The sequence below is a fragment of the Candidatus Pelagibacter sp. HIMB1495 genome (genome assembly GCF_052047955.1).
Classification (GTDB): Bacteria; Pseudomonadota; Alphaproteobacteria; order Pelagibacterales; family Pelagibacteraceae; genus Pelagibacter.
Genome location: NZ_JBNAIQ010000001.1, coordinates 525,692 through 538,637, shown reverse-complemented (window position 1 = coordinate 538,637; position 12,946 = coordinate 525,692). Strand labels below are relative to the sequence as shown.

General features: G+C 24.3%; 11 protein-coding genes. All 11 read right to left on the bottom strand.

Going from position 1 to position 12,946, the window contains the following annotated elements; genetic code table 11:
- Positions 1–10: 10 nt before the first annotated feature.
- Positions 11–931, bottom strand: coding sequence for a UDP-3-O-acyl-N-acetylglucosamine deacetylase (gene lpxC / locus ACTTAW_RS02795; protein ID WP_440651043.1), 921 nt, complete (start codon positions 929–931; stop codon positions 11–13).
- 64 nt (positions 932–995) lie between these two features.
- A complete protein-coding gene (locus ACTTAW_RS02790) occupies positions 996–1,700 on the bottom strand; it encodes a hypothetical protein (RefSeq protein WP_440651042.1) in 705 nt (234 codons plus the stop codon).
- Positions 1,693–2,367, bottom strand: coding sequence for a cell division protein FtsQ/DivIB (locus tag ACTTAW_RS02785; protein ID WP_440651041.1), 675 nt, complete (start codon positions 2,365–2,367; stop codon positions 1,693–1,695). The genes ACTTAW_RS02790 and ACTTAW_RS02785 overlap by 8 nt, the downstream gene beginning before the upstream one ends.
- Positions 2,348–3,262 (bottom strand): D-alanine--D-alanine ligase, encoded by a 915-nt coding sequence (locus ACTTAW_RS02780; RefSeq protein ID WP_440651040.1) that lies wholly within the window; start codon positions 3,260–3,262, stop codon positions 2,348–2,350. Before ACTTAW_RS02780 ends, ACTTAW_RS02785 begins: the two co-directional genes overlap by 20 nt.
- 1 nt (position 3,263) lies before the next feature.
- Positions 3,264–4,169 (bottom strand): UDP-N-acetylmuramate dehydrogenase, encoded by a 906-nt coding sequence (murB, locus tag ACTTAW_RS02775; RefSeq protein ID WP_440651039.1) that lies wholly within the window; start codon positions 4,167–4,169, stop codon positions 3,264–3,266.
- The gene (gene murC / locus ACTTAW_RS02770) at positions 4,169–5,563 is read right to left on the bottom strand and encodes a UDP-N-acetylmuramate--L-alanine ligase (RefSeq protein WP_440651038.1); all 1,395 of its coding nucleotides are present in this window, start codon (positions 5,561–5,563) and stop codon (positions 4,169–4,171) included. Before murC ends, murB begins: the two co-directional genes overlap by 1 nt.
- Positions 5,553–6,620 carry a UDP-N-acetylglucosamine--N-acetylmuramyl-(pentapeptide) pyrophosphoryl-undecaprenol N-acetylglucosamine transferase gene (locus tag ACTTAW_RS02765; RefSeq protein WP_440651037.1) on the bottom strand — a complete coding sequence of 356 codons (1,068 nt, stop codon included), beginning with the start codon at positions 6,618–6,620 and terminating at the stop codon, positions 5,553–5,555. The genes murC and ACTTAW_RS02765 overlap by 11 nt, the downstream gene beginning before the upstream one ends.
- 3 nt (positions 6,621–6,623) lie before the next feature.
- Positions 6,624–7,742, bottom strand: a complete 1,119-nt coding sequence (locus ACTTAW_RS02760; RefSeq protein ID WP_440651036.1) for an FtsW/RodA/SpoVE family cell cycle protein — start codon at positions 7,740–7,742, stop codon at positions 6,624–6,626.
- Entirely contained in the window at positions 7,732–9,015 is a 1,284-nt protein-coding gene (gene murD, locus ACTTAW_RS02755) for a UDP-N-acetylmuramoyl-L-alanine--D-glutamate ligase (RefSeq protein WP_440651035.1), read from the bottom strand. Before murD ends, ACTTAW_RS02760 begins: the two co-directional genes overlap by 11 nt.
- Positions 9,015–10,100, bottom strand: coding sequence for a phospho-N-acetylmuramoyl-pentapeptide-transferase (gene mraY, locus ACTTAW_RS02750; protein ID WP_440651034.1), 1,086 nt, complete (start codon positions 10,098–10,100; stop codon positions 9,015–9,017). Before mraY ends, murD begins: the two co-directional genes overlap by 1 nt.
- Entirely contained in the window at positions 10,101–12,944 is a 2,844-nt protein-coding gene (locus ACTTAW_RS02745; RefSeq protein ID WP_440651033.1) for a UDP-N-acetylmuramoyl-L-alanyl-D-glutamate--2,6-diaminopimelate ligase, read from the bottom strand. It lies immediately after the preceding gene.
- Positions 12,945–12,946: the final 2 nt, after the last annotated feature.

Here is a 12,946-nt window from a genome sequence, read left to right as displayed (position 1 = left end):
ATCTTTTTAATTATGCTATTGACCTCAAAAAACTCCGATTGATCAAAGAATGAGGAAGGTTTTTTTCTTTTATTTCTACAATTGAGAAATTTTCTTTATTCAAGAATACTTTTCTTAAAAGTTGATTTGTCAAGTAGTGTCCTCCCTGGGAACAATTTAGACTTGCAACAATTCTATATCCCGCAGTGTAAAGATCGCCGATGCAATCTAGAATTTTATGATTTACAAATTCTTTTTTATTTCTAAGTCCTTCTGGATTTAAAATTTTAGTATCTTTTACCACTACAGCATTTTCTAAACTTCCACCTTTGGCTAAACCTTTTTTTTTAATCATTTCAATATCTTCATAAAGACAGAATGTCCTTGAATTATAAACATCGGTCAAATCATCTTCATATATTTTAAATTTATTTCTTTGATTACCAATTACAGAGTTTTTGTATTTAATTTCGAAGTCAATATCTAAACTTAAGGTTGATGGTTTGATATTTATGTAACGATCACCTTCAGAGTAATTTATTTCTTTATTTATCTTTATTATTTTAATTGGATGTTCACTGGTTTCTATTCCAGCTGAAATAATTTTATCTATAAATATCTTGGCAGAGCCGTCTAATATTGGAACTTCTTCATTATTAATTTCAATTAATACGTTGTCTATACCCAATCCAAATAATGCACACATTAGGTGTTCAATGGTTGAGACTTTGACTCCAAATTCATTTTCAATAGTTGTATTTAATGATGTATTGGTGACATTCATAAAATTTGGATAAACAAGATTATTATTTTTTAAATCCACTCTTTTAAAAACTATACCATTGTTAGGAGATGCAGGTTTAATACAAACATTAACATCTAAACCACTGTGAAGAGAGATACCGCTAAATGAAATATTGTTCTTAATTGTTTTTTGAGTTAGATACGACATGTCTAACTTTTAATTTGAATATTGGATTAATAAAAAACAACTATTGTTACGAGAAAAAACAAAATTAACTAAATAATTGAAAAAACTTCTCAAAAAAACCTATTTTTTTTGGAAATTTTGAAATTATTTGAACTTCATTCTTATTTATACCATTTCTCAACTCATGTGCCATTTGAGAGATATCTAATTGTTCGTCTAGAAAAAAATCTTTCATGTAACCTTTCTCTATATAATTATTAACTTGAATTTGATATTTTTTTAAAATGTTTTCAACTTCAAATATTATTAAATTTGGTATTGAAATAAGTTTAATTTCTAGACAAATTTCATCATTAATAATTTGATCTTGCAAAGAAGTATAACTTACACCATCAATTGTATATTTATCAATAATCATATGTAAGAGTTTATATTTATTATAATTTTCTTTAAATAAATCTTTAACATCTGTAAGCATACTTTCCAAAATTATTTCGGTAATTTCTCCAGTATAATTTTTTTTCTTTATACCTATGTTAGAAGTAAGAACTGATTTATTTTCAATTACTATATTTATATTGTTTACAAAATTTCCTGCTAATTTCTCAATTTTAAAAATATTGTTTTCTAAAAAATCATTTAAAAGATTAAAATCTAGTTTTTTTGAAACATCTCTAAATTTAAGTTCTTCCTTATATATATCTTTATGATTTTTAATATCTGATAAAAATATTTCAAACTTTCCATAAGAAATTATTAAATAAGTTTCAAAATCAATTTCTTTATTCATCTAAAATTATAATTTGATTTTTTATTCTAGCATCCACAATTTCTTTATTTTCTAATTTAATATTTTTTAAAAAAATTGATATTTTATCTAAAATTTCTTTTTCAATTTTCTCAGGTAGTTTAATTACTAAGCTGTTAGTAAATTTTAAATCCCATCTTTTTGATTTAAAATAATATAGAGATTTTATTTGTGAATAATCAATATTTGATTGATCAATAACTTTTTTTAATTTCAATACCTCTTTTATCTCTGGATTTCCAAATATATACGGCAGTTGTATTCCTGAATTATTATTATCTGATAATTTGCCATTAGCTCCAATTAAATAGAATTTTCCATTTTGGTTAATCTTGGCAACAAAACTTGTCTTCTTAATATTAATATTAATTGAATGAGGGTATCTTTTAATTACATTGTACTCTTCAACTAATGAATTAGAGTCAATTATATTTTGAATTTTTTTTTTATTAATAAAAAATATATTTTTTAATTCTAAATTATTTAAATTATAAAGTATAACTTTTTGATCTTTTTTTTCTAAACCAAAAATATTTACATTTTTTACTTTTTCTAATTTTAAATTATTTATTGAGTTATTATTTATTGAACCTACTAAAATTAATAAAAAAAAGTAAATTAATATTTTTTTACTTTTTCTTTGATGCATCTTTTAAAATCCATTCAATTAATTTCAAAAAACTAATTCCTTCATAAGAAGCTATTTCAGGTACGAGAGATAATTTTGTCATACCAGGTTGTGTGTTAATTTCTAATAGATAAAATCTTCCATTATAATATTTAAAATCTGATCGAGTTACACCAGAACAACCGATGATGTTGTGTGCTTTAAACGCAATATTCAATATTTGATTTAATTTTTTATTTGGTAAATCAACAGGGATTATATGTTTAGTTTTTGCATTTGTGTTGTACTTTGCTTGATAATCATAGAAAGCTCTTTTGGGTTTTAATTCAATTGCTCCAAGTTTTTTATTGCCCATAATTGCTACTTGAATTTCTCTTCCTCCAATAAATTGCTCGATCATAATTTTTTTGTAATCTTTTAGTGATTTAACTTTTTGTGTTAGATTAGATTTGTTACATATAAAAACATTAACACTTGAACCCTCATTTAAAGGTTTTATGACAACAGGAAATTTTAATTTTGACTGAATTTTTTTTATTAAGGTAGATGATTTATAACCATAATTATAAACAAAAAATTTTGGTGTATTAATTTTATTTTTTATAAAAATTTTTTTTGAAATTTCTTTATCCATAGCTAAAGATGAAGCAACAACACCAGAATGAGTATAAGGAATTTGAAATTTCTCTAAAATACTTTGGATATATCCATCCTCTCCAAATTGACCATGCAATGCATTAAAAATTATATCAGGTTTAAATTTTTTGATATTTAAAGATAAAGATCTATCTGGTTCAGAAATATGAATTTTATAACCATTTTTTTTCAGCTCTTTGGCAACCTGTTTACCTGTATCAAGACTTATTAATCTCTCCTTTGATATTCCACCTGAAAGTATTAGTATTTTTTTTTTCAATTTATTCTAAAATTTTAATTTCAGTTTCTAACTTTACACCTGTTTTCTCAAAAACATTTTTTGACACATATTCAATCAAACTCTTCATATCTTTAAATTTAGCATTACCTTTATTTACAAAAAAATTACAGTGTTTTTCTGAAATATATGCATCACCAAAAGAAATATCTAATGGAACAGACTCTTTTATTAGTTCCCAAACCTTTTTTTTAGATTGATCTAAAGGGTTTTTAAAAGTGCTTCCACTGGTTTTAATTCTTGTTGGTTGTGCTTTTTCTTTTTTTTCTTTTAAAAAATTCATTTCATTTTGGATTAATTCTTTTTCTTTCTTAAACCCTTTAAAAGAGGCGCTTAAAAAAATAAGGTCATCAGATAAACCACTATCTCTGTATTTAAAATTTATATCTTTTGCAGGTATAGTTACTACCTGGCCAGATTTAGTAACTGCTTGAATCGAAATTAGGATATCTTTAAATTCTCTATTAAAACAACCAGCATTCATTTTAATACCACCGCCAACTGTACCTGGTATACAAGACAAAAATTCAAAACCACCTAAACTATTTTCTAATGCGAATTCTGATAATGCTTTGTCACTAACAATACTTCCTGCAATAATTATATCATCTGACAGAACTGATAAGTTATTAAAATTATTTGCAAGCTTGATTACTACACCGTTATATTTGTCGTCAGTTATTAATGTGTTGGATCCTCCACCTAAGACAAAGATATTTTCTTTATTTTCTATAATTTTTAAAAATTTGATTAAATCTTTTAAATTATCTGCTTTAAAATAAATTTTAGCTTTACCACCAATATTAAACCAATTTTTTTTTTTTAAATCACAGTCTAGCTTTAGGTTTTGACCAAACTCTTCTGACAGTTCTTTCATGTTAGTTTTCATTATAAATATTTGGGTAGTTCTCTCATCCAGCTTGAAATTGAACCAGCGCCCATACCAATGACAATTTTTTTTCCATAAATATTACTTTTTACATATTTTGCTAATTGCAATTGATCCTCGATCATCAATAATTCAACCCTCGAATTTTTAATAATTTGTTTTGCAAAACTAAGATAACTAAATCCGAGTTTCATTTTTTCACCGGCATTATAAATTGGAAATAAAATTACTTTATCAGCATCTCTAAAAGCGTAACTAAACTCTTTTTTTAAATCTTTTACTCTTGATATTCTATGGGGTTGAAAAATACATATCTTCTCATAACCTTTATATACTTTCGTTACCCCATTAAGTACTTCTCTTATCTCAGTTGGATGATGTGCATAGTCATCAAAAAAATCAACATTATTAAAAGAAAAAATCTTATTAAATCTTCTTTGAACACCTTTAAAATTTTTAAGTCCTTTTTTTATATCAAATATTGATATTCCAACAGTCAACGATACTGCAAGAGCCGCAACTGCATTTTTAATATTATGATTTCCTAAAAGAGGAACTATTATATTTTTTAAGAAACGATTTTTTTTATTTGGTAATTTTATTAATAAATCAAATTTTGAAAATTCTTTATATTGATTTATATTTTTTATAGAAAAGTTTGATTTAGAATCTTCACCATATGTATAAAAATTTTTCTTTTTAATATTTTTAATTAAATTTTTATTATTCTTATCATCTAAACAGATAAATGATTTTCCAAAAGATGGAACCTTCTCAACAAAATTAATAAAATATTTATTTAATTTTTTCATTGAATTATAAAAATCCATGTGCTCTCTATCAATGTTAGTTATGATAGAGTAAGTTGGCGGAATAAATATAAAGCTACCATCAGACTCATCTGCCTCCAAAATAGACCAATCACTTTTACCTAATTTTGCTGTATTATTGATTGAATTTATAACTCCTCCATTAATAATCGTCGGGTCTATTTTTGTATTTTGAAAAATTGATGCAATTAAAGAAGTAGTTGTTGTTTTGCCGTGAGATCCGACAACTACAATATTTTTAGAAAGAGACACAATGTTTGCTAGCATTTCGCCTCTTTTGTATATTGGTAGACCTTTTGATTTTGCTTCAATTAATTCTGGGTTATTTTGTTTAATTGCTGAAGAAACAACCAAAATTGTAGCCTTACTTATATTCTGTTTTTTATGTCCAACGTAAACTTTGATTTTTTCTTTTCTAATCCTATTAATATTTTTATTATTTGAGATATCACTTCCTTGAACTTTAAAACCTTTTCTTTTCATAATCATTGAAAGGCCACTCATCCCTATCCCACCTATACCAACAAAATGAATAACTTCTGATTTAGCTAATTCAATTTTCATTTAAGATTCCCAATAAATTTTGATTAACATTATTCCAAGTATTTTGATAATTTAATTTTTTTAGATTTTCTTTTTTTGCGACATAATCTTCGTCTTTCTTTAATATTTTTAACAATAATTCTTCAAATTTCTTTTTATCAAATTCTTTTTGATCAATTATCCAGCAACAATCTTTATCATAATAATATTTAGCATTTTCATATTGATGATTATCCTTAGAACTAGGAAGTGGTATGGCGATAAAAGGAACATTCATTAATGACATTTCAGCTAAGCTTGAAGCGCCTGACCTCGATATACATAAATCGGACTGTTTCATAAGTTCATTTAAATTTTGATCAAAACTAAAAACATTGCTCTCTATATTATTAATTTTATAAAAATTTTTTAAATAGTTGATGTTTTTTTCACTAGTTTGATGAATTACATTAATTAAGCAAGATTTTGAGACACTCAAAATTGATTCATTAATAAGTGTATCAAAAATTTTAGCTCCTTGACTACCCCCAATAATCATAATGGTAAATAAATTTACATCTTTTTTATATAAATTTGCTTCATAATATTTTTTTCTTATAAAAGGTTTTGAAATTTTTTTCTGATTTTCAAATTTTTTTGGATAATTTTTTAAGTTTTTTGAATAACAAATTAATTTTTTAGAAAAATTTAAAAAAAATTTATTCGCTCTTCCTAAAACCATATTTGGTTCAATTAAAAAAATTTTAATATTTAGAATTTTTGCTGCTAAACATAAAGGTAAGGACATGTACCCACCCGTTGAAATTAAGTAAGAAATTTTTTCTTTTTTTAATATTTTTAGAGAATTAATTGTTAATATTAAGACTTTAAATAGTTTATAAGGAAAAAGTATTAAGCTATTAAACTTTGGTGTATCTATTAAGATAAATCTATAATCATTTTTTTTTAAATATTTTAACCCTCTAGAATCTGTTGAGATTATTGTGTCATATTTTTCTTTTAAATGGTCATGAATTGTAATTGCGGGAATGACATGTCCTCCAGAACCTCCAGTGGAAATTAATACTTTTTCTCTCACTTATTATATTTTTCTTTTTGTTAAGTTTAAAATTATACCTGTCAATATTGAGGTACTTACAATTGAAGAACCTCCATAACTCAAAAAAGGTAATGTCATTCCAGTTGTTGGAAATAATCTTATATTAACTCCAATATGAATTGTGGCCTGCATAAGAATTAAACTTACTGATCCAATTAAAATAAGTTTATTTTGCTCCTCAGTTTCGAAACTTATTTTTTTAAAAACCATATAAATTAAGACTAAAAACAAAATTAAGATTAAAATTATGGCAATCACACCAAACTCTTCAGAAATTACTGAAATAATATAATCAGTATGCGCTTCTGGTACTCTATTTTTTAGTGTTCCTTCTCCTATCCCTTTTCCAAAAAAACCTCCACTTGTTATTGACTCTATTGCTTTATCTGATTGAAAATTATGAGTGCCTGTTTCTTTATCAAAAAATGAAAAAATTCTAGCTTTAATATAATTAAATTTTGGTATGTAAATAATCATATAAGACAACAAAATTAATCCAATAGAAGAGATTGTGAGTAAAAAATATAAATTAATACCTGAGCAAAATATCAAAACGGCCCATAAAAAAACTACTAATAATGTTTGGCCAATGTCTGGCTGAATTATCAGAAGCAAAGAAACTAAAGTCATTAAAATTGTTGATGCTAAATATTTGAATAAAATATTGGTTTCATTTTTACATAAAATAATTGCAAGAATTACAATCAAGAAAGGTTTCACTATTTCTATGGGTTGAAATCTTGGTAAAAAAAATAAATCGATCCATCTCCTTGATCCCTTAACTTCTATGCCAATTATAGGTACTAAAAACAAAGAGAGTAATGAAATTAAAAAGAGAATTATTGAAAATTTATACAATTTATCTTGATTTAAAGATGAAAAAATAAAAATAAGAATTACTCCAATAATTACATAAATTAAATGTTTAAAAAAAAAGAAATAATTGTTGGTATCTAATTTGTCTGAAGCTATTAGTGATGTTGATACTAATGAGAAAAAAAGTCCAATAGTGAATAGAATGCTAACTAAAAACAATAAAGGTTTGTCAATATTTTTCCACCACTGATAATAAAATTTATAAATTATGTTGTTACTTTGCATATATTAATTTTTTAACTATTTTATTGAAGTAATTACCTCTATCTTCAAAATTTTTAAAACTATCAAATGATGCACCGGCAGGACTAAAAAAAATTATATTTTTTTTAATTTCTTGATCTTTTATCTCTAAGAAAATTGCATGTAAGGTTTCATGTAAAGTTTTATATTTTTTAACCTTTAATTTATTTCTTAAAACTTTATGAAACTTATTTCTATATGAACCAAAAATGAATGCTTTTATATTTTTACATTTTATTTTAGATAATTTGAACTTATCATTTTTTTTTGGTATTCCTCCTAAAATCCAATAAACATCATTCAAATTATTTAATATATTTTCTGAAGAAGCGAAGCTTGTTGATTTTGAATCGTTTATTATTGTTAAATTTTTTTTATCAAAAACAATTTGTTGCCTATAATCAAGTCCCTTAAAATTATTAATTGTTTGTATTAATCTTTTTTTAGATAGTTTCAATTTAGGTGCAATTTCAAAAATAAATGAGAGATTTTCTCTATTACCGTCGGAAGCAAAGTATTTATTGCTAATCTTATCAATTATGTTTTTCAAATTTGAAATATCAACAATATAAATTTTTGACTTAAATTTATTTTTTTTAATTTTTTTTGAAATTAATGAATCATTTTTTTTAACATACGCAAAATTTCCCTTAACTTGAGATTCGATTAATTTAAATTTTGCATTAACGTAATTTTTTAGGTTCTTATGTCTTTCAATGTGATCTGCTGAAATATTTAGAATTAAGCTATATTTTGATCTAAAAATCTTTGAATAATCTAGCTGATACGACGAGGCTTCAATCACAAAAATAGTTTTTTTAGTTATTTTTTTCTCTGCGAGTGCTGGATTTCCTATGTTCCCAATTAATCGAGCATCTTTTTTTTGATCAACCAAAGCATCATGTAGTATTTTTGCTGTGGTTGATTTTCCGTTAGTACCTGTGATTGTTATGCTTAAATTATCATAAAAAGAGTAAAAAACATCAAGATCTGTATAAATTTTTTGTAAATTTTTTTTCAAGAATGTTGATAATTTACATTTTGAAATATCTATTCCTGGACTAATAATAATTACATCAAAACTTATTTTTGAAATTTTACTTAAACTAACTAATTTTTTATTTATTTTTGAGTTGTCATCGAAAAGATAAACATCAGCTTTTTGTTTTAAAAATTTATATGAAGATATTCCACTTTTACCTAATCCATATATTAATATTTTTTTTCTTAAAAAAATATTTTTTTTATTTTTCATTATCTTAATTTTAACGTAGCAAGTCCTATCATTGCTAAAATTATTGAGATAATCCAAAATCTAATAACTACGGTAGATTCAGGCCAACCTTTTTTCTCAAAATGATGGTGTATGGGTGCCATTCTAAAAATTCTTTTTCCTGTAAGTTTAAATGAAATTACTTGAACCATTACGGAGACTGCTTCTAAAACGAAAAGACCTCCCGTTATCGCTAAAACAATCTCATGTTTTGTTATAATACCTACTGCTCCTAAAGAACCACCTAAAGATAAAGAGCCTGTGTCTCCCATAAAAATTTTAGCTGGAGGAGCATTAAACCATAAAAATCCTAAGCAAGCTCCAATAATTGCTCCACAAAAAATTGCAACTTCACCTGTTCCTTCAATGTAAGGAATTTGTAAATAATTTGAAAAAACAATATTTCCAGTTACATAGCTTATAAATGCAAAACAAGCTGCTACCAATATTACTGGTACCGTTGCTAAACCGTCTAGACCATCTGTAAGATTTACAGCATTAGAAGAACCTATAATTACAAATACAGCAAAAGGTATAAAAAACCATCCAAGATTAATTATTAAATTTTTAAAAAAAGGAAAATATAAATTATTTAAATCTTGATAATCATTCAAATAGACAAACAAACTCACTCCTAATAACGCTAATATAATCTGTGCGATTATTTTAAACTTTGATGAAATACCAGAGGAATTACTTTGCTTAATTTTTTTATAATCGTCAAATGCACCGAGTAATCCAAATGAAATGGCAATGTATAAACAAAATAAAATATTATTATTTGATAAATCTGCCCATAAAATAACTGAAATTATTAGGCCAAGTAAAATAATTATTCCACCCATTGTTGGAGTTCCAATTTTTTTAACTATATGATCTTCAGGTCCATCATCTCTAATTGGATTAAAAATTTTTTGATTTGAAAAAAATTTTATAAAAGGACCTCCAATAAACAAAACTATTACTAATGAAGTAAAAAAGGATAAACCAGTTCTGAAAGTTAAATATTTGAAGACGTTTAAAAAGCCGAAAGTATCAACAAAATTTAATAGAAACTGGTAAAGCATTTAATTTAAACCTTTTATTTCATTAACTATCTTATTGAAACCTGTCGCAAGTGAGGCTTTAACCATTAAATAATCATCATTTTTAAGATCATTTCTAATCAAATCATCGATCTGAGAATTGTTACTTAATATTTTGCCTTTTTTACTATTCGATATTTTTTTATATATCAAAGAAGCTAGTTTTCCTTTTACAAAAACCTTATCAATTTTAGTTTGATTTATTAACGGAGCAATAGATTCATGAAGTTTTTTAGAATAACTGCCAAGCTCCAACATATCTCCAAGCAGCAAATATTTTTTAGACTTGTTTGACTTTATTTTGTCAAAATTTTTAATAGCAGAACTTAATGATAGCGGGTTTGAATTATAACTTTGATCAATTAAATTTATTTTTTTATTATTTATTTTTATTGTTGAATGGTCCCCTCTTCCATCAGGAATTTTAAATTTTAAAAAAATATTTTTATTTAAATTAAATATATTTGAATTCAAACTAATAACAGCTAATGCAGATAGAATATTATAAATATTGTTTTGATAATCATCAGAGATTATAAAATGTTTAGTTTTATTCATAAATCTAATTTTAATTTTAAAATTTTTTCCAAAGGATTTAATATCTATTAACTTAATATCTGCACTTTTATTTTTGATACCAAATGAAATTAATTTAAGATTTCTCTTTTTAGAAATTTGCCTATGAAGTTTAAAAAATTTGTCATCTGCGTTTAAGATAATAGAACCATTTAATTTAATATTATTTATAATTTCTGATTTTGCTAAGGCAATCTGTTTTATATTTTTAAAATTTTTTGCATGTGCATAATTTATATTTGTAATAACTCCAACATTTGGCTCAATTATTTTTGTTAGATAATCAATCTCACCCTTTTTATCCATTCCTACTTCCAAGACTCCATATTGATCATTTTCTTTAATATTAAGAAGACTTAAAGGAACTCCAAATTTATTGTTATAAGACTTTGGCGATATACTTGTAATTGCAATTTTTCCCAACACACTTCCCAATAATTCTTTTAGCGTAGTCTTCCCACAACTACCTGTGATAGCTATAATGTTGGTGCTTATATTTTTTCTGTACACTTTTGAAACATTTGTTAAAAATTTTAAGGTGTTTTTAACTTTTATCTGCCGTTTATCATCTAGATTATTTTGAATTTTATTTACAATTGCTAATGATGCTTTTTTCTTAAAAGACTGTGAAACAAATTTATTTCCATCATTTACTTTTCCTTTTATAGCAAAAAAAACATCGTTTTTTCGTACTTCATTAGAATTAATACTCACATTATTTATAGAAATAGACTTTGGTAATTTTTCAGTGTTAGAAAGTTCTTTAATTATATTTATTTTTAATTGATTGGATAAATTTTTATTTTTTTTATTGATTTCTTTAAGAATTTTTATTCTATCAGAAAATTTGATTTTCTTTTTACCAATTTCCTGTGTGTTTTCGTGCCCTTTTCCTGCAACCAATAAAACATCTCCACTTTTTAAATTTTTAATGGCCTCAGATATTGCCATTTCTCTATTAGAAATTTCTGTAATTTTCTTAGCATTAATACCTTTTTTAATATCTTTTCTTATATTTACCGGGTTTTCGTAACGAGGGTTATCATCAGTTAGATAGACATTATCTGCATAAATACTTGCTATTTTACCCATTTTCATTCTTTTGTTTTGGTCTCTATTCCCCCCACAACCAAATAAAAGGTTTAACTTTTTATCAGGAAATTGCTCCTTAATATTTAAAAGACAAACTTTTAAAGCATCAGGAGTGTGTGCATAATCAAGAATAACAATCGAATTATTTTTAATTGTTCCAATTTTTTCTAATCTACCTTCAACTGGTTTTAATTTTGGTAAGACTTTTAAAATATTTTCAAAATTTAAATTACTTTTTTGTGCTGCAATTGCAGCCATTAAAATATTCTTGATTTGAATTTTACCTATTAAATTTAGGTTAATTTCCTTAATTGAATTTTTATTTTTTATTTTAATCAATTGATTTTCATTGTCGTATCTATGAGATAATATTTGAAAATTATTTTGTTTTTCATTTATTGCTGATAATTTTAATTTTTTCTTTAAAGAGATTTTCTTGATTGTTTTATATTGAGGTATATTTTTATCTGTAATTATGTTTCCTTTTTTTTCTATTAAATTCTCAAATAAATAAAGTTTTGCTTTTAAATAATTTTTTAAATTTTTATGATAATCAAGATGATCTTGAGACAAATTTGTAAAAATTCCAGATTTAAAATTTAACCCATCTAATCTATTTTGTTTTAATCCATGACTAGAAGCTTCCATGATAACATTATCAACTTTTTCTTTTTTTAATTTTTGTAAGATTTGGCCTAATTTAATTGGATCAGTTGTTGTATTAAATAAATTTAAATTAATATTCTTTGATTTAACTCCTAGTGTGCCAATTGAAGCAACTTTTTTTTTATTTAATTTCATTATTTGAAGATAAAATTCAGAAACTGAAGATTTTCCATTAGTTCCTGTAACGGCTACTAAATTTTTTGGGATTTCGTTGTAAATTTTAAATGCGACTTCTGCTAATAATTTTCTTATATTTTTTGTTCTTATAAACAAAATTCCATTACAAAAATTTTTTATTTTTTGTTCTGTTACAATTATTTTAGAACCTTTTTTTATAGCTTTAGAAATAAATTTATTTCCATCTATACTGTTTCCCTTAATTGCAAAGAAAATATTATTTTTTTTTAACGATCTAGTATTAAAAGAGATACCTGAAAAAAATAATTTTTTATAATTTTTGTGGATACCATCAAAATAATTTCCAAGTAACATTA